The sequence below is a fragment of the Rhodanobacter sp. G1 genome (assembly GCF_055397855.1).
In genome coordinates, this window is record NZ_AP039674.1 from 1,461,520 (window position 1) to 1,477,079 (window position 15,560).

General features: G+C 69.4%; 15 protein-coding genes. 6 read left to right on the forward strand and 9 right to left on the reverse strand.

Translation table 11 applies throughout. From position 1 onward, the window contains the following. Positions 1-22: 22 nt before the first annotated feature. From ACZ5Z2_RS06550 to ACZ5Z2_RS06565, 4 genes are all read right to left on the reverse strand, one after another. Entirely contained in the window at positions 23-436 is a 414-nt protein-coding gene (locus ACZ5Z2_RS06550; protein WP_464761147.1) for an anti-sigma factor family protein, read from the reverse strand. Between the two features lie 13 nt (positions 437-449). Then, positions 450-1,256 (reverse strand): dioxygenase family protein, encoded by an 807-nt coding sequence (locus ACZ5Z2_RS06555; protein ID WP_464761148.1) that lies wholly within the window; start codon positions 1,254-1,256, stop codon positions 450-452. A gap of 62 nt (positions 1,257-1,318) precedes the next feature. After that, complete coding sequence (locus ACZ5Z2_RS06560; RefSeq protein ID WP_464761149.1) at positions 1,319-2,911, reverse strand: sulfotransferase family protein; 1,593 nt, start codon at positions 2,909-2,911, stop codon at positions 1,319-1,321. Between the two features lie 89 nt (positions 2,912-3,000). Beyond that, positions 3,001-4,863, reverse strand: a complete 1,863-nt coding sequence (locus ACZ5Z2_RS06565) for a DEAD/DEAH box helicase (protein ID WP_464761150.1) — start codon at positions 4,861-4,863, stop codon at positions 3,001-3,003. Between the two features lie 253 nt (positions 4,864-5,116). Between ACZ5Z2_RS06565 and ACZ5Z2_RS06570 the strand changes: the two genes are divergently transcribed. Together ACZ5Z2_RS06570 and ACZ5Z2_RS06575 are read left to right on the forward strand one after the other, a co-directional pair. After that, positions 5,117-5,866 carry an SDR family NAD(P)-dependent oxidoreductase gene (locus ACZ5Z2_RS06570; protein WP_464761151.1) on the forward strand — a complete coding sequence of 250 codons (750 nt, stop codon included), beginning with the start codon at positions 5,117-5,119 and terminating at the stop codon, positions 5,864-5,866. A gap of 1 nt (position 5,867) precedes the next feature. Beyond that, positions 5,868-6,422 (forward strand): GNAT family N-acetyltransferase, encoded by a 555-nt coding sequence (locus tag ACZ5Z2_RS06575; protein ID WP_464761152.1) that lies wholly within the window; start codon positions 5,868-5,870, stop codon positions 6,420-6,422. Between the two features lie 9 nt (positions 6,423-6,431). Here ACZ5Z2_RS06575 and ACZ5Z2_RS06580 read toward each other — a convergent pair whose 3' ends face one another. Beyond that, complete coding sequence (locus ACZ5Z2_RS06580) at positions 6,432-7,769, reverse strand: DEAD/DEAH box helicase (RefSeq protein WP_464761153.1); 1,338 nt, start codon at positions 7,767-7,769, stop codon at positions 6,432-6,434. Positions 7,770-8,099: 330 nt separating this feature from the next. Here ACZ5Z2_RS06580 and ACZ5Z2_RS06585 point away from each other — a divergent pair, with 330 nt between their 5' ends. Together ACZ5Z2_RS06585 and ACZ5Z2_RS06590 are read left to right on the forward strand one after the other, a co-directional pair. Then, positions 8,100-9,332, forward strand: a complete 1,233-nt coding sequence (locus tag ACZ5Z2_RS06585) for an MFS transporter (protein WP_464761154.1) — start codon at positions 8,100-8,102, stop codon at positions 9,330-9,332. A 49-nt stretch (positions 9,333-9,381) separates the two neighbouring features. After that, positions 9,382-9,867: an FKBP-type peptidyl-prolyl cis-trans isomerase gene (locus ACZ5Z2_RS06590; RefSeq protein WP_464761155.1), complete on the forward strand. Its 486-nt coding sequence runs from the start codon at positions 9,382-9,384 to the stop codon at positions 9,865-9,867. Between the two features lie 216 nt (positions 9,868-10,083). On the opposite strand, the gene ACZ5Z2_RS06595 is transcribed toward ACZ5Z2_RS06590, so the two are convergent. The 4 genes from ACZ5Z2_RS06595 to ACZ5Z2_RS06610 form a co-directional block, all read right to left on the reverse strand. Next, positions 10,084-10,635 (reverse strand): C40 family peptidase, encoded by a 552-nt coding sequence (locus tag ACZ5Z2_RS06595; protein ID WP_464761156.1) that lies wholly within the window; start codon positions 10,633-10,635, stop codon positions 10,084-10,086. Positions 10,636-10,753: 118 nt separating this feature from the next. After that, positions 10,754-11,953, reverse strand: coding sequence for a M56 family metallopeptidase (locus tag ACZ5Z2_RS06600; RefSeq protein WP_464761157.1), 1,200 nt, complete (start codon positions 11,951-11,953; stop codon positions 10,754-10,756). 1 nt (position 11,954) lies between these two features. Further along, positions 11,955-12,341: a BlaI/MecI/CopY family transcriptional regulator gene (locus tag ACZ5Z2_RS06605; RefSeq protein ID WP_464761158.1), complete on the reverse strand. Its 387-nt coding sequence runs from the start codon at positions 12,339-12,341 to the stop codon at positions 11,955-11,957. 71 nt (positions 12,342-12,412) lie between these two features. Then, on the reverse strand, positions 12,413-13,744 hold the full coding sequence (locus ACZ5Z2_RS06610; RefSeq protein ID WP_464761159.1) for a hypothetical protein: 1,332 nt from the start codon (positions 13,742-13,744) through the stop codon (positions 12,413-12,415). Positions 13,745-13,835: 91 nt separating this feature from the next. Between ACZ5Z2_RS06610 and ACZ5Z2_RS06615 the strand changes: the two genes are divergently transcribed. Further along, complete coding sequence (locus ACZ5Z2_RS06615; RefSeq protein WP_464761160.1) at positions 13,836-15,095, forward strand: NAD(P)/FAD-dependent oxidoreductase; 1,260 nt, start codon at positions 13,836-13,838, stop codon at positions 15,093-15,095. Between the two features lie 171 nt (positions 15,096-15,266). Then, a complete protein-coding gene (locus tag ACZ5Z2_RS06620; RefSeq protein ID WP_464761161.1) occupies positions 15,267-15,527 on the forward strand; it encodes a hypothetical protein in 261 nt (86 codons plus the stop codon). The last annotated feature ends 33 nt before the right edge of the window (positions 15,528-15,560 follow it).

Consider the following 15,560-nt stretch of genomic DNA (forward strand, 5'->3'; position numbering starts at 1 on the left):
CTCTCGGTGGGGGTGGGGTCGATCAACGCGCGTCGCCGGTGGCGCCGCCGCCAGCGCGCAGATCCTGCGCGAATGCGCGCAGCGCGGCGGGATCGACGTCGGAGACCGCGACGTAGTGCATGCCGCCATCGATCCAGCGCAGCACGGTGTAGCCGTGCTGCCGCGATTCGCGCTGGGCGGCGTCGGCGCCCGTTGTGGCGGCGGGCCCTTCGTACACGCTGATGATATGCAGGTGGCGGCGGTACACCAGTGCCGCGACGCTGCGGCCGTCCAGCGCGTCCAACCGGCCACCCACCAGCGGGAAACCCGCGCCGGCGAGATCCACCACCCGCGGCGAGAAATCCAGCCTGCCGTCGAACCACGGCTTCACCGTGTGCTGCTCGGTCGACACCACGTCCATCCGGTGCTGCGGCTGCAGCGCGCGGTGTGGCGGCATCGTGCCGCCGGCGTCAGTCCGGCCGTGCGCCATCGAAGCGGTAGATGTCCATCGCGAGGAAACCCAGGTCGATACCGGCGTCGATGCGCTGCGCATGTGCGCCGTCGCCGGCCGCCCCGAGGGCGAAGAACAGCGGCAGCAGGTGTTCGTCGGTGGGATGGGCGCGCTGGGCGAACGGCGCCTGGCGGCGGTAGCCGAGCAGGGCGTCGACGTCGCCCGCGGCGAGATTCCGCTCGATCCACTGGATGAACGGGCGCACGTAGGGCGCTTCGCGCTCCGCGCTGTAGCCGGCGCGCAGGTCGTGCAGGTTGTGGGTGATGCTGCCCGAGCCGATCAGCAGCACGCCCTGCTCGTGCAGCGGCGCCAGCGCGCGGCCCAGCGCGAGCTGGTGCGCGGGGCCGAGGTTGGGCTGGATGGATACCGGCACCACCGGGATGTCGGCTTCCGGATAGAGCAGGCGCAGCGGCACCCATGCGCCGTGATCCAGCCCGCGATGCGGATCGAGCTGCGGCGCAAGACCGGCGCGGTCGAGCAGTTCTGCCACCTGTGCGGCGAGCGCAGGCGCGCCCGGCGCGGGGTAGCCGAGTTCATGCAGCTCGCGCGGAAAGCCGTAGAAGTCGTGGATGGTTTCCGGTTGCGCGGCGCCGCCCACCAGCGGCGTCTGCGCCAGCCAGTGCGCGCTGGCGATCACGATGGCGGCGGGGCGCGGCATCGCCTGCGCCAGTTCCGCCAGACGCGTACCGGTGGCGCCGGGCTGCAGCGCGGTCATCGGCGAGCCGTGGGAGACGTACAGGCTGGGCAGGGCGGCGTGGGTATCCATGCGCCCAAGATAAGACCGCCACCCGCGCTTTTCACGGCGGGCAGGGGGAACGCAGCGTTGCGTCAGGCGAACGCCGGCAGGCCCAGGCCGAGCCGCAGCGGATCGAGCAGCGCGCCGTAGTGTGCCGCCCGCGCCGTGTCGCGGCGGATCGGCTGGCGCACCTGCGCCGCGCTGGCGGTGCGCACGCTGCGCGTGGATCTGTGGAACTCCAGGCAGGCTTGGTCGAACGGCAGGCCGCAGAACGCGAGCAGGGCGCGGATCTCGGCCTCCGGCGCGGCCAGCAGCGCTTCGTAGGACTGGAGGCGGATGGCCTGCGGCGCCAGCGCCCCCCACGCGTCCATCGTCGCCATGCAGTCGCGCGTGTAGGCCGCGATGTCGGCGAGGTCGCAGGCGAAATGCGGCAGGCGGTAGAACTGCTGCTTGAAGCACGACCAGCCGGCTTCGAGCGGATCGCGGCGCGCGTCGATCACCCGCGCGCCGGGCAGCATCGCGCGCAGCGCGCCGACGTAGAGCCAGTTGCCGGGCATCTTGTCGGTGTGGCGCGGCGCGTGGCGGCGCCAGCGCGCGGTGCGGTCGAGATAGGTCTGGCCCAGCCGGCGCCAGTCGTCGGCGCCGGCCTGCGCACACCAGTGCGGAAACGGCTGGCCGCGACGCGCGGATTCGTCGTCGAGCACCGCTTCCAGATCCGGCAGCTCGCTGGCGCCTTCCACCTGCGGATGCGCGGCGAGGATCTGCTCGAACAGCGTGGAGCCCGAGCGCGGCAGGCCCACGATGAAGATGGCCTGGTGGCCGAAATCCGCGTCCGAGATGGCGGGCAGGGCGCGCGTGCAGTCCAGCACCTGTTCGACCTGGCGGCGGAAATCCTCGCGCCGCCACGGCGCCAGCGCGCGCATGCGCGCGTTCGCCGTGGCCAGCGTGGCGAAGGCCTGCGGATGGTCGCCGCGATCCTCGCGCGCCTTGCCCAGCGCGAAGCCCAGCGCGATGCGATCCGGTTCCGCGAGATCGGCGCGCGCGAGCTGGCGTTCGAGTGCGGCCAGGTCGCCGTCGGCCAGCGGCACGGTCTTGATGTTGGACAGGCCGCGCCATGCGTCGCCGCAGGCCGGATGCGAGGCAAGCGCGGCGCGATAGGCGGATGCGGCCTCCTCGAAGCGGCCGAGGTGGGCCAGTGCGTCGCCGGCCAGCACGTGCGCGGGCCACAGGTCTTTCGCCAGTGCGCGGGCGCGGTCGAGTGCGGCCAGCGCTTCGGCACTGGCGCCGAGTTGCTGCAGGTTGCGTCCGAGGTTGAACCAGGCCATCGGGAAATCCGGCGCGTGGACGCAGGCTCGCCGCCACGCTTCGACGGCATCGTCCATGTGGCCGTTGCCGGCCAGCGCCGTGCCGAGGTCGTTCCAGATCAGGCCGTCTTCCGGCGCCGCGATCAGGGCCTGCCGCAGCGCCGCCGCCGCCGCGTCGGGACGGTGCAGGCGGTTGTGCAGGATGCCTTGCAGGCGCAGCGCTTCGGGATGGCCGGGCGCTTCGGCGAGCACGCTGTCCAGTTGGCGCATGGCCGCATCCGCTGCGCCGTCGCGGATCGCGCGCGCGGCGGACTGCAGGCGTGCGACCTGGTCGGGCGTGAGGCCGGCCATGCGCTGGTCGGCGGATGGCGAGGCGTTCATGGCGTGCTTCCGCTGCGTGGCATCCGGCCATGGTACGTGGCGGACGGTGGCGGAATCGAGCCGTGGGCCGCGCCTCGCGCGGAAAGGTTCTACTTGCCGCGCGGTGGCTTGCCGTCGTGCGCACGCGGCTTGCGCGCGCCCGGCTTGAAGCCGTCGTTCTTGCGGAAGCCCCCGGGGCGGCGGGCGGGATGCGCGCCCTGCGCGTCGCCGGCATCGTCCTTGCCGTCCCACTCGCGGATGTTCAGCTGCTGGCGCGCCACCCACACCTTTTTCAGGTGCGCGAAGATTTCCTTGGGCATGCCCTCGGGCAGGTCGATCAGGCTGTGGTCGCCGCGGATGTTGAGGCGACCGATGTACTGGCTGTCCAGCCCCGCCTCGTTGGCGATGGCGCCGATGATGTTGCCGGGCTTCACGCCGTGGTCGTGGCCCACGTCGATGCGGTAGGTGATCTTGCCGGCCTCGGTGTGATGCGGACGCGGCGCATGGTGGGCGAAATCGCGCGCGGGTGCGCGTTCGCCGCGCTCGCGGCCGGCTTGCTCGCGCGGAGCGCGTTCGGGCTTGCCGTGGCGCTCGCGGCCCTCGTGCTCGCGCGGAGCGGATTCGCGCTTCGGTGGGGGCGTGAGCAGCAGCGGACGGTCGCCCTGCGCGATGCGCGCCAGGGCAGCGGCGATCTCGATGGCCGGCACGTCGTGCTCCTGCTCGTACTGTTCGATGAGCTGGCGGAACAGGTCGAGTTCGCCCACCGCCAGCGTGTCGCTGATGCGCTGCTTGAACTTGGCGATGCGATGGTCGTTCACCGCTTCCACCGTGGGCAGCTTCATCTCCTCGATCTTCTGCCGGGTGGCGCGCTCGATCGCGTGCAGCATGCCTTTCTCGCGCGGCGTGACGAACAGGATCGCCTCGCCACTGCGTCCCGCGCGTCCGGTGCGGCCGATGCGGTGCACGTAGCTTTCGGTGTCGTACGGGATGTCGTAGTTCATCACGTGGCTGATGCGCTCCACGTCGAGGCCGCGCGCGGCCACGTCGGTGGCGACCAGGATGTCGAGCTTGCCGTCCTTCAACTGCTGGATCACCCGCTCGCGTTGCGGCTGGGCGATGTCGCCGTTGATCGCGGCGGCGGCGAGGCCGCGCGCCTGCAGCTTCTCGGCCAGTTCCTCGGTGGCGGATTTGGTGCGCGCGAACACGATCATCGCGTCGAACGGTTCGGCCTCGAGGATGCGCGTCATCGCGTCCAGCTTGTGCATGCCGCTGACGAACCAGTAGCGCTGGCGGATGTTCGCCGCGGTGGTGGTGGCCGCCTTGATGGTGACTTCGACCGGCTCTTTGAGGTGCTTCTGCGCGATCTTCCGGATCGGCGCCGGCATGGTGGCGGAGAACAGCGCCACCTGGCGGGTGGGCGGGGTGGCTTCCAGCACCTTCTCCACGTCGTCGATGAAGCCCATGCGCAGCATTTCGTCGGCTTCATCGAGCACCAGGTACTTCAGCTCGGAAAGATCCAGCGTGCCCTTGTCCAGATGGTCGATCACCCGGCCCGGCGTGCCGACGATCACCTGCACGCCGCGGCGCAGCGCGTGCAGCTGCGGGCCGTAGCTCTGCCCGCCGTAGATCGGCAGCACCTGCAGGCCGGGCAGATGGGCGGCATAGCGCTGGAACGCTTCGGCCACCTGGATGGCCAATTCGCGCGTGGGCGCCAGCACCAAGGCTTGCGGCTTGCCGGGCTTGAGGTCGATGCGCGACAGGATAGGCAGCGCGAACGCGGCGGTCTTGCCGGTGCCGGTCTGTGCCTGGCCCAGCACGTCGCGACCCTCCAGCAGCGGCGGGATGGTGGCGGCCTGGATCGGCGAGGGCGCTTCGTAGCCCACGTCGGCCAGCGCTTTCTGCACCTCGGGCGAAAGCGCAAGCGCGCCGAAGCCGGCGGTTGCCGGGGCGGAATCGGGAGACGGGGCGGACATGGGGAACCTCGGGGTGGCATGCGCGGCGGCATGCGGGAGAATGGCAGGCATTGTAACAGTCCTTGCGCGCGCTCATTGGCGCCCTTGCCTGCACCGTTCACCCTGAGCGTAGCGAAGCGGAGTCGAAGGGTGGCTGCGGGGCGCTTCGACTTCCTCGCTCCTCAATGCCAGCGCCATCCATGGCGCTTCCCCGCGTGCGCTTGCTGCCGCAAGCTACGCTCAGCGCGAACGGAAACTTCTTGAGGAGAGAACCATGCAGAGCCGCCTGAAAGACCGCATCGCGCTGGTGACCGGCGCTTCCTCCGGCATCGGCGAGGCGACCGCGCTGGAACTGGCGCGGCAGGGCGCCAGGGTGGCGATTGCGGCGCGACGCCGCGAGCGGCTGGATGCGCTGGCCAGGGAACTGGCCGCACTCGGCGCCGAGCCGCTGGTGCTGGTGGCCGACCTGGCCGACGAAGCCGACGCGCAGCGCATCGTGCGCGAGACCGAACGGCATTTCGGACGTCTGGACATCCTCGTCAACAACGCCGGCGTGATGTACCTGGAGCCGGTCGCCGAGGCCGACCTCGGCCGCTGGCGGCACATGCTGGAGCTCAACGTGCTGGGCCTGATCGCCGCCACGCAGGCGGCGCTGGCCGGCATGCGCGCGCGGCGCGAGGGCCATATCGTCAACGTCTCCTCCACCGCCGGCCGCATCGCCAACCCGAACGCGGGCGGCTACGCGGCCACCAAGTTCGGCGTGGTGGCGTTCTCCGAGGCGCTGCGCCGCGAGGTGTACAAGGACAACATCCGCGTCAGCGTGATCGAGCCGGGCGCGGTGGCCACCGAGTTGCGCGAGCACATCGGACACGCCGCGACCAAGGACGCGCTCAACGCCTGGGCGGAAAGCATGCGCCAGCTGCAGAGCCAGGACATCGCGGAGGTGATCGCCTTCTGCGTGAGCCGGCCCGCGCACGTCAACATCAACGAAGTGCTGGTGCGGCCCACCGACCAGGAACGCTGAGGTGGGCCTCGCGCCGCAACTGCGCACCGCGCGCACCTGCATCCGCCTCGCCGGGGAGGCGGATGCGCCGGCCTTGCTGTGCTACCGCACCGCGAACCGCGTGCATCTCGCGCCGTGGGAACCGTTGCGCGAGGAGGCGTTCTACACGCTGGAACACTGCGTGCAGGCCATCGCCGAAGGCCGCGAGCATGCGCGGCTGGATCGCGGTTATCCGTTCCTGGTGTTCGACCGTGACGAGGCGGAAATCCTCGCCACCTTCACCCTCGCCAACGTGGTGCGCGGCGCCTTCCAGGCCTGTCATCTCGGCTATGGCACGGCGGCGCACGCACAAGGGCAGGGGATCATGCACGAGGCCCTGCAAGCCGGCCTGGACTGGGCCTTCGGCGAGCTGGGCCTGCATCGCGTGATGGCGAATCACCTGCCGCGCAACGAACGTAGCGCGCGCCTGCTGGCGCGGCTGGGTTTCGAGCGCGAGGGGTATGCGAAACGCTACCTGCAGATCGCCGGTGTGTGGGAAGACCACGTGCTCACCGCCCGGGTTCGCCCGGACGGTTGAGCCGGATCATCAAGCCTTCGCGGCAGGACGCGGCCGGTGGCGACGCTTGCGGTTGCCCGCGGCGTGTTCGCCGTTGCCCTGCTTCTGGGCATGGCCGTGCGGGCGATGCGCCTGCGACGCGCCTTGCGGCTTCGCGCCCTGCTGGCGTTGCGGTGCGCGCGGCTGGCGCTGGCCCTGCTTGGGGCGCGGCGCGCCGGCGTCCAGACGCAGCGGCGAGGAGGGTTCGAAGCCGGCCACGTCGGCGACGGCGATCTCGTCCTTGAGCAGCTTGCGGATGTCGCGCAGCAGGCCGGATTCGTCGTGGCTGACCAGCGACACCGCCATGCCCGTGCTGCCGGCGCGGCCGGTGCGGCCGATGCGGTGCACGTAGTCCTCGGCGACCATCGGCAGGTCGAAGTTGATCACCATCGGCAACTGGTCGATGTCGATGCCGCGCGCGGCGATGTCGGTGGCCACCAGCACGGTGATGCGGCCGCTCTTGAAGTCGCCCAGGGCCTTGGTGCGCGCGTTCTGGCTCTTGTTGCCGTGGATCGCCGCGGCGCGCAGGCCGGCCTGCTCCAGGTACTTCACCAGCTTGTCGGCGCCGTGCTTGGTGCGGCTGAACACCAGGGTCTGGCGGCGGCTGTCCTGCGCCAGCACGTGCAGCAGCAGGTCGCGCTTGCGCTCGGCGTCCACCGGATGCACGTGGTGGCTGACCGTGGCGGCCACGGTGTTCGGCGGGGTCACCGTGACCTCGCGCGGCTCGCGCATGAACTGCATCGCCAGCGCCTTGATCTCGGGCGCGAAGGTGGCGGAGAACAGCAGGGTCTGGCGCTGCTTCGGCACGGCGCCGAGGATGCGCTTCAGCGCGGGCAGGAAGCCCATGTCGAGCATGCGGTCGGCCTCGTCCAGCACCAGCGTCTCGACGCCGGAGAGGTCGATCGTGCGCTGCTGCATGTGGTCGATCAGGCGACCCGGCGTGGCGATCACGATGTCCACGCCGCGGCGCAGCGCGTTGATCTGCGGGCCCATGCCGACGCCGCCGAAGATGGTGGCGGCGCTGATGCGCAGGTGCTTACCGTAGGTCTGCACGTTGTCGAGGATCTGCGCAGCCAGTTCGCGGGTGGGCGTGAGCACCAGCGCGCGCGGGCGGCGCGTCATGGTCGGGCCGGCGCTGGAGAGCTTGTGCAGCAGCGGCAGCGCGAACGCGGCGGTCTTGCCGGTGCCGGTCTGCGCGGCGGCGAGCAGGTCGTGGCCGGCCAGCACCAGCGGGATGGAACCGGCCTGCACCGGGGTGGGTTCGGCGTAGCCCTGTTCGGCGAGCGCACGCAGCAACGCGGGCGCGAGGCCCAGCGATTCGAAAGACATTGGAACGACTCCTGTGCAACCCGGAGCGTTCAAGCGGAACCGTGTTGCGATCTGAGGGGGATGGGGCGGCAAGGCCGCTGACGGCGGGGAGGCCGTGCGCACAGTGTAGCCGATAAGCGCCCCGGCTGCGTGCTAGGAGTGTGGGCGGTAGAAACCAAGCAGGCGAGGCGAAGCCGTTTTGAGGCAGGTTTCGTGGTGTTTTGAAGGCCCATAGTGGTTCTATGGGCCGAAAAACGACGCGAAAGATGCCCAAAACGGCAAAGCCACAGCCGCTTGCGTTTCTACCGCCCACGCTCCTAGCCTGCGCCATCGCCCCGAGGAGTGCCTGCCATGTCGCTGCTGTCGTCCCTGCGCGAGCTGAACCGCGAGCAGCGCCACACCGTGCTGGCCAGCCTCCTCGGCTGGACGCTGGACGCATTCGACTACTTCCTGCTGACCTTCGTGATCGTGGGCGTGGCGAAGGAGTTCCACACCGACAACCAGGCCGTGACCTACGGCCTGTTCCTCACCCTGGCCGCGCGGCCGCTGGGCGCGCTGATCTTCGGCCGGCTGGCCGACCGCTACGGGCGGCGGCCGATCCTGATGCTGGACGTGGTGCTGTTCTCGGTGTTCGAGCTGGCCACCGCGTTCTCCACCTCGCTGGCGATGTTGCTGGCGTTGCGCTTCCTGTTCGGCGTGGCGATGGGCGGCGAGTGGGGCATCGGCGCCTCGCTGGCGATGGAGTCGATTCCGCCGAAATCGCGCGGGCTGGTCTCGGGGTTGCTGCAGAGCGGCTATCCCTGCGGCTTCTTTCTCGCCGCGCTGGTGAACTGGCTGCTGGTCGACGCGATCGGCTGGCGCGGCCTGTTCGTGGTGGGGGCGCTGCCGGCGCTGCTGGTGCTGTATATCCGGCGCACGGTGCCGGAGTCCCCGGTGTGGCAGGCGGGGCGGCAGACGCACGGCAAGGTCGGCGTAGGCGATGCGATGCGCGGGCACTGGAAGCTGTTCGCCTACATGATCGTGCTGATGTGCGCGTTCAACGCCTTCAGCCACGGTTCGCAGGACATGTACCACACCTTCGAGGAAGTGAACCTGCACCTGCCCACCGGTTCGGGCGCGGCCTTCCTGCTGGTGGCGCTGCTCAACCTCGGCGCGCTGGCGGGTGGCCTGTTCTTCGGCGCGTGGTCGGAAAAGGTGGGGCGCCGCCGCGCGATGATCGTGGCCGCGCTGCTGGCGATCCCGGTGATTCCGCTGTGGATGCACGGCGGTTCCTTGTTGCTGCTGGGCCTCGGCGCCTTCCTGATCCAGGTGATGGTGCAGGGCGCGTGGGGCGTGGTGCCCACCCACCTCAACGAACTCTCGCCGGATGCGGTGCGCGGCACCCTGCCGGGTTTCGCCTACCAACTCGGCAACCTGCTCGCCGCGGGTACCGCCACGGCGCAGACCTGGATCGCGCACCGGCACGGCGGCGATTTCGCTTTTGCCATGTCGCTGTGGATCGCGGTGGTGGCCGTGGCGCTGGCCCTGCTGGTGTGGCTGGGGCCGGAGGCGCGCGGCGTGGGCTTCGGCAGGCGCGCGTCCTGACGGGGTGGCCTGATAGAATCGCCGTTTTGCACCATTCGAGAGACAGGCAATGAAGGCTGGCAAGGACAAAGTCGTCGCGCTGCATTACACGTTGCACGTGGACGGCGAAAAGGTGGAAAGCTCGCACGACAACGGCGAACCGCTGTGGGTTCTGCTCGGCCACGGCCAGTTGATCACGGGCCTGGAAAAGGCGCTGGAAGACCATGCCGCCGGCGACGAGGTGAAGGCCACCATCGCCCCGGCCGACGGCTACGGCGAGCGCCAGGAAGGCCAGATCCAGCGCGTGCCGAAGAAGTATTTCCAGCACGCCAAGCACCTCAAGCCCGGCATGACCACTGTGCTGGCGCTGAAGGAAGGCGGTCAGCGCGCGGTGACCGTGCACAAGGTCGGCATGAGCACCATCGACGTCGACCTCAACCACCCGATGGCCGGCAAGACCCTGGACTTCGACGTGAGCATCCAGGAAGTGCGCGATGCCAGCGAGGAAGAACTGAAGCACGGGCACGCCCATCCGCCGGGCAGTGCAGAGCACTGACCGGCGGATCAAGAGTTAAAGCAAAACGGCGCCCGTAGGGCGCCGTTTTTCGTTGGCTCCCTCTCCCCGCCGGGGAGAGGGTTGGGGTGAGGGGCCAATCTCGCGAAAGACGGTTTTCGCTCTGATCCTTGTCCGACTTCCTATCTTCGGAACGACAGCATCAAGACACCCCCTCCCCCAACCCCTCTCCCGCATGCGGGAGAGGAGAGGGGAGACTTAGTCCAGCACCCTTCTCCCATACGCAAAATGCTCGCGCCAGTACGGCCCGTCGATGTCGTCCAGCCGCACCGTTCCGCCGCTGTTCGGCGCATGCACGAAGCGGCCCTTGCCCACGTACACGCCGACGTGGCTGATGTGGCCGCCGATGTCGAAGAACACCAGGTCGCCGCTGACCAGCCCGGTCATGCGCTTGACCTTGCGCGCGTCCATGCCGGCCATCTCGCCGGAGGTGCGCGGCAGTTGCAGGCCGGTGGCGTTGCGGTAGATGTAGTCGACCAGGCCGCTGCAATCGAAGCCGCCGGCGGGGGTGTTGCCACCCCAGTGGTAAGGCGTGCCGACCAGTGCCATGGCGCGGAACAGCACGTCGTTGGCGGCGGCGATTTCGCCGTCGGGGCCGCGTGCCGGTTCGTTGGCCAGGGCGGATGGCGCGATGTGGCGGCGTGGCGCACTGGCGCAGGCGGCGAGCAGGGCGATGGCGAGAGCCAGCAGCGCGAGCCGTGCGATGCGCGCGGGCGAGGCGGCGGATCGGATGGCGGAAGGCAGGTTCACGCGACAACCTCGGCACGGGGTGTGCCGAGGTTATCAATTCAATAATTCACATGCAAATCAATCTTCTAGTTTCTGTTTCGTATTTGATTTCTCAGTGTGATTCAGCGTGGGGCCAAGCCTATATTTCGGACAGCGAGAACGTGACGGGCACGCGCGCATAGCCGTCGATCGCCTTGCCGTCCTTCAATTGCGGGTTGAAACGCCACTGCCTGGCGGCGTGGGTGGCGGCCTCGATCAGGTCGGCCGAGGTGGTGGTGCTTTGCTTGGCATCGTAGGTGATCGTTCCAGTGGAGCCGTCGGCAAGCACCTGGATGTCCAGCACTACCGTGCCTTGTTCCTTGCCCTTGATCGCTGCCGCCGGGTAGCGCGGCCGGATACTGGTGTTGTAGGCCTGGTTCTCGCCGGCCTGCTTATTTGCTTGGTTTCCCGTGGACGCCTGTGCCACGAGCGTGCCGCCAGCCAGCAATGCGGCAATCGCAAGGACACCCGCACGACGCCGCAGCGCGCCGGGACGATGATGCTGGATCATGGTGAGTCGCTCCTTCAGTTGAGGCTCGGCGAGCCTGGGAATCAGCGCCGGCATGGGTGACAGGCCGACGCTGCGCAGCAAGGTGTGGGCATAGCCGGCTTCGTCGTGTGGCGCATCGCGCAGCACGCGCTCGTCGCAGGCCAGTTCCTGATCGAGCCGGAAGCGCGACCGCGCCAGCCACGCCAGCGGGTGGAACCACAGCAGCGCGAACGCCAGTTCGGCGACCAGGCTCCACAGCGCGTCGCCTCGGCGCAGGTGGGCGAACTCGTGGCGCAGCACCAGGCGGCGCTCGTTGGCATCGAAGCGTTCGAGGAAATCCGCCGGCAACAACAGCAGGCTGCGCGGCGCCCACAGCAGAGCGGGGCCGGCCGGGTGCAGGCGCAATCGGCGCGGCTCGAAGCCATCCAATTCATGCAGCATGCGCTCCGCCATCGCTGCAGGCAGCGGACGGCCATGGCGGTGCAACCGTAGGTAATGCGCGATCAGCCGCAACGCCATCGCGAGCGCACCGGCCAGCCACAGCCAGCGCAGCCACGGCAGGCGGGCAGAAGCTTGCGGGACGGCCGCGCCGGCAACGGCCGTGCCAGGCAGGATGCGGATGGCCGGCAACGTGAACCACGGCACATGCAGTCCGGGCAGGTAAGGCAGTGCGAGCGCCAGCATGGGCAGCAGCCACAGGCCGAAGGCGGGGCCGGCGCCAAAGGCGCGCCGGGCGGGGCGTCGCGCCAGCAGCACGAACGCAAGCGCCCCGGTGGCGAGCGTCAGGCCGCGCAGCAGCAGTGTGTCCATTTCAGCGCCCCTTCTTCTCGATGGCGTCCAGCAGTTTGCGCAGCTCGGCGACGTCCTTCGCACCCAGCTTCTCGTGTTCGCTGAAGTGCGCCAGCAGCGGGCTGAGCCGGCCGCCGAACACGCGATCGAGCAGGCTGCGGCTTTCCTGCGACTGCCATTGCTCGCGGCTCAGCGTGGGCGAATACAGGTAGCGGCGGCCGTTCCTCTCCGCGCTCACCGCGCCCTTGCCGAGCAGGCGGCCGAGCAGGGTACGGATGGTTTTCTCGTGCCAGTCGCTGTCCCGTTGCACGGCGGCGACGATGTCTTCGGAAGCCTGTGGCGCCTTGCGCCACAGCGCTTCCATCACGCGGCTTTCGGCTTCGCTGATCGCGGGTACGGGATCGGGCATGGTTGCACCTGCAAAGGATTACGGGCGTAGTTTTATTTGAGACTACGCTTGTAATCCTTTTGGCGCAAGGGTCATGGCGGCGCTATTGCGATGTCGCTTTGCGACAGCGTGTGACCGTCGCTGTCGCTGGCGCGCAGCCGGTACGAGCCGGGGTGCAGATAGAGCTTGCTGGTTTCGGTGGGCCCCATGAAGGCGTAGCGGTCGGCGGCGATGGCGTCGTCCGGTTCGCCGGGGTAGTAGGCATCGACCACGCAGGGGATGGAGCCCCTGCACAGGGTGGTGTCGATCGGATAGGCGCGCCGCTTGTCGTCCAGCGAGAGCCAGGCCGCCCGCTGCATTTCGTTGTAGTCGAGGACGTGCGGCAGGCCGGCCTGCGCGTAGCTGAGCTGGTATCCGTACTTGTACTTGCCGAAGGCCTCGAGGCTGAGGCCGGCAGGCAGGATCACGTCGATGTCGTAGGCCGCCGGTCGTGCGCTCCATGGCTGGCCGGTCTGGCGGTTCAGCAGGATCTCTGGCTTGCCGGACGGGAACGCGCGCGCGAGCCGGTGGTAGGTATCCGAGGCATCCAGGCCGGTTTCGAGGAAGTCGGTCTGGTCGATGGAAAGCGGCACCAGCCCGGTGAGCTTCTGCAGCTGCATCGCCATCGGATGCCATTCGCCCAGGCGGCCCGGCGCCTTGTCGATGTGCGCGTAGCCGGCATGCACGAACAGGCGTGCGTTGGGATCCTTCGCGAACACCTTCTCGTACAAAGTCTCGGCCTGTGCGGTTTCGCGCGCCTGGCCGGTGAGCGCGTTGTCGTAGGGCACGAGGGTGAAGCCCAGCCGGATCGCCTCGCGCACGATGTCGCCGTACATCGGGTCGCGCAGGTATTCCGTGCCGCTCTTGCGCACGGGATAGCCGCGTTTGGCGAGGTCGGGATCGTTGTCGCCCAGCGCCTCGGCGGCGAAGTAGGTGAAGCCCAGCGCACGCAGCCGCGGCAGCAGCGCCAGCGTGAGCTGCCGGGTGTGCGCGTCGTGGTGCGCCTCGTTGACCATCACGATGCGCCGCTGCGCCGCGAGCGCGGCGATGGCGTCGACGGCGTCCGTCGATTTCCACTCCGCCGGCGTCGGCAGCTTGAGGTCGTCCGGCAGGTCGTTCTTCAGCGGGAAATCGAAGACGGCCTGGTCGTAGAGGCCGAGTTCGTTCTGCGAAAAGGCCATGAACTGCATCGCCAGCAGCTGATCGCCGGGCGACAGCGATGGCGTCTTCCGGACGAGGTACCGGTAGCGCGCCAGCGTGGTCGGCGCACGCTCCATGGCGCGCAGCAGTTTCAGCGCGGAAGGGTCGAACGACTGCGCGGCAGCACTGGCGCAAGCCAGCAGCGCGGCGATGAAGCCTGCACGAACGGCGAGTCGGGCCAACATGGTCATGCCTTTGGGGAAGAGGCGGCTCGCATCGTGCACGTTGCCTGCGGCGCGCGCATGACGCGACGCAGCAGGCGGCTACAATGGCCCGATGGATACGACTCGCGGGGACGTACTGATACTAGGCGGCGGCGTGATCGGCCTCGCCTGCGCCTTGCACCTGCTGCGCAAGGGCGTGGAGGTACGCGTGCTGGAGCAGGGCACGCCAGGCTGCGGCGCCTCGCACGGCAACTGCGGCACGATCACGCCCAGTCATGCCGCACCGCTGGCGATGCCCGGCACCCTTGGCATGGCCTTGCGCTCGATGCTGCGCGCCGACGCGCCGCTCTACCTCAATCCGCGTTTCGATGGCCCGCGCCTGCGCTGGCTGCTGGGTTTTGCGAGGCATTGCAACTGGGCCGATTTCCAGCGTGCCGCGACGGCGCGTTCGGCGATCCTGCAGCGTTCGCGCCGGCGGCTGGGCGAGCTGGTGCGCGACGAGGGACTGGACTGCGAATTCGCCGAGGAAGGCGAGCTGTACGTGTACCGCGGCGCGAAGCTGCTGGCGGCCGACGAACGCCACCATGCCGCCGTGCTGGATCGCCTCGGCGTCGAGGTGCAGCGCCTGCGCGGCGACGCGGTGGAGGCGATGGAGCCGGCGCTGAAACCCGGCGTGGCCGGCGGCCTGTTCCATCCCGGCGATGCGCGGCTGCGGCCGGATCGCTACGTGGCCGAACTCGCGCGGCGCGTGCGCGAGCTGGGCGGCGCGATCGAATGCGGCGCGCGCATCGAGGGCTTCGACACCGACGGCAAGCGCATCGCGCTGGTACGCACCTCGCGCGGTGCCTTCGCGGGCGATCGCGTGCTGCTGGCGCTGGGCGCTTGGTCGCCGCTGCTGGCGCGAGCATTGGGTCTGCGCCTGCCGATGCAGCCGGGCAAGGGTTATTCGATCACCTACACGCGGCCGGCGCGTGCGCCGCGCCATGCGCTGGTGCTGCGCGAGGCGCAGGTTTGCGTCACCACCTGGGCCGACGGCTACCGGCTGGGCAGCACGATGGAGTTCTCCGGCTACGCCGAGGGACTCAACCGTGCGCGCCTCGATGCCTTGCGGCGTGGCGCGGCGCAGGGCCTGCACGAGCCGGAAGGGCCGCAGCGGTTGGAAGAGTGGTGGGGCTGGCGGCCGATGAGCGTGGACGAGGTGCCGATCATCGGCCCGAGCGCGCGTTGGGCCAACCTGCACCTGGCCACCGCGCACGGCATGCTGGGCGTGAGCATGTCGGCTGCCACCGGCGAACTGGTCGCCGGCCAACTGTGCGGCAGCGCACCGGCGATCGATCCGCGGCCTTACGCGCCGGCGCGTTTCGGGCTCTGAAACGCGCAAGCTGAAGCGTGGATATCTGCCGCCGCCGCGCTCCCTGAAACCCGCGTTCCGTTCAGTCCCGGTATGCCAGGGGGGCTGCTATCGTGGCCACGTCGCGCCACCCGTGGCGCCGGGTTCCGGCCGGGTTCGCGATACACAAAAAAATCATCGAGGTTCGCCATCATGCGCAAGTTCGCGATTGCTTCCCTGCTCGTCGCCGGCGTGGCTCTGTCCGCTTCCGTGTTCGCCCAACAGGCCGAACCGGCGGCTGCCCCGGCGCCGGCCCAGCAGGCGGCTCCCGCCGCCGCTCCGCACGCAGCTGCCCCTGCCGCCACCGGGCACAAGGCCGCCAAGCACAAGTCGGGCAAGCACCACGGCCATCACAAGAAGGCCGCGAAGAAGGCCAATGCGGCCACTCCGGCTGCTCCGGCCAAGGCCGGTTGATCGCCAGGAAGGTTCTTGGCGAAACGAAAAACC

Excerpts from the sequence above, each read along its gene's own strand:
- ACZ5Z2_RS06550 (WP_464761147.1), bottom strand. The coding sequence starts at position 436 with ATGCCGCCACACCGCGCGCTGCAGCCGCAGCACCGGATGGACGTGGTG.
- ACZ5Z2_RS06555 (WP_464761148.1), bottom strand. The coding sequence starts at position 1,256 with ATGGATACCCACGCCGCCCTGCCCAGCCTGTACGTCTCCCACGGCTCG.
- ACZ5Z2_RS06560 (WP_464761149.1), bottom strand. The coding sequence starts at position 2,911 with ATGAACGCCTCGCCATCCGCCGACCAGCGCATGGCCGGCCTCACGCCC.
- ACZ5Z2_RS06565 (WP_464761150.1), bottom strand. The coding sequence starts at position 4,863 with ATGTCCGCCCCGTCTCCCGATTCCGCCCCGGCAACCGCCGGCTTCGGC.
- ACZ5Z2_RS06570 (WP_464761151.1), top strand. The coding sequence starts at position 5,117 with ATGCAGAGCCGCCTGAAAGACCGCATCGCGCTGGTGACCGGCGCTTCC.
- ACZ5Z2_RS06580 (WP_464761153.1), bottom strand. The coding sequence starts at position 7,769 with ATGTCTTTCGAATCGCTGGGCCTCGCGCCCGCGTTGCTGCGTGCGCTC.
- ACZ5Z2_RS06585 (WP_464761154.1), top strand. The coding sequence starts at position 8,100 with ATGTCGCTGCTGTCGTCCCTGCGCGAGCTGAACCGCGAGCAGCGCCAC.
- ACZ5Z2_RS06590 (WP_464761155.1), top strand. The coding sequence starts at position 9,382 with ATGAAGGCTGGCAAGGACAAAGTCGTCGCGCTGCATTACACGTTGCAC.
- ACZ5Z2_RS06600 (WP_464761157.1), bottom strand. The coding sequence starts at position 11,953 with ATGGACACACTGCTGCTGCGCGGCCTGACGCTCGCCACCGGGGCGCTT.
- ACZ5Z2_RS06605 (WP_464761158.1), bottom strand. The coding sequence starts at position 12,341 with ATGCCCGATCCCGTACCCGCGATCAGCGAAGCCGAAAGCCGCGTGATG.
- ACZ5Z2_RS06610 (WP_464761159.1), bottom strand. The coding sequence starts at position 13,744 with ATGTTGGCCCGACTCGCCGTTCGTGCAGGCTTCATCGCCGCGCTGCTG.
- ACZ5Z2_RS06615 (WP_464761160.1), top strand. The coding sequence starts at position 13,836 with ATGGATACGACTCGCGGGGACGTACTGATACTAGGCGGCGGCGTGATC.
- ACZ5Z2_RS06620 (WP_464761161.1), top strand. The coding sequence starts at position 15,267 with ATGCGCAAGTTCGCGATTGCTTCCCTGCTCGTCGCCGGCGTGGCTCTG.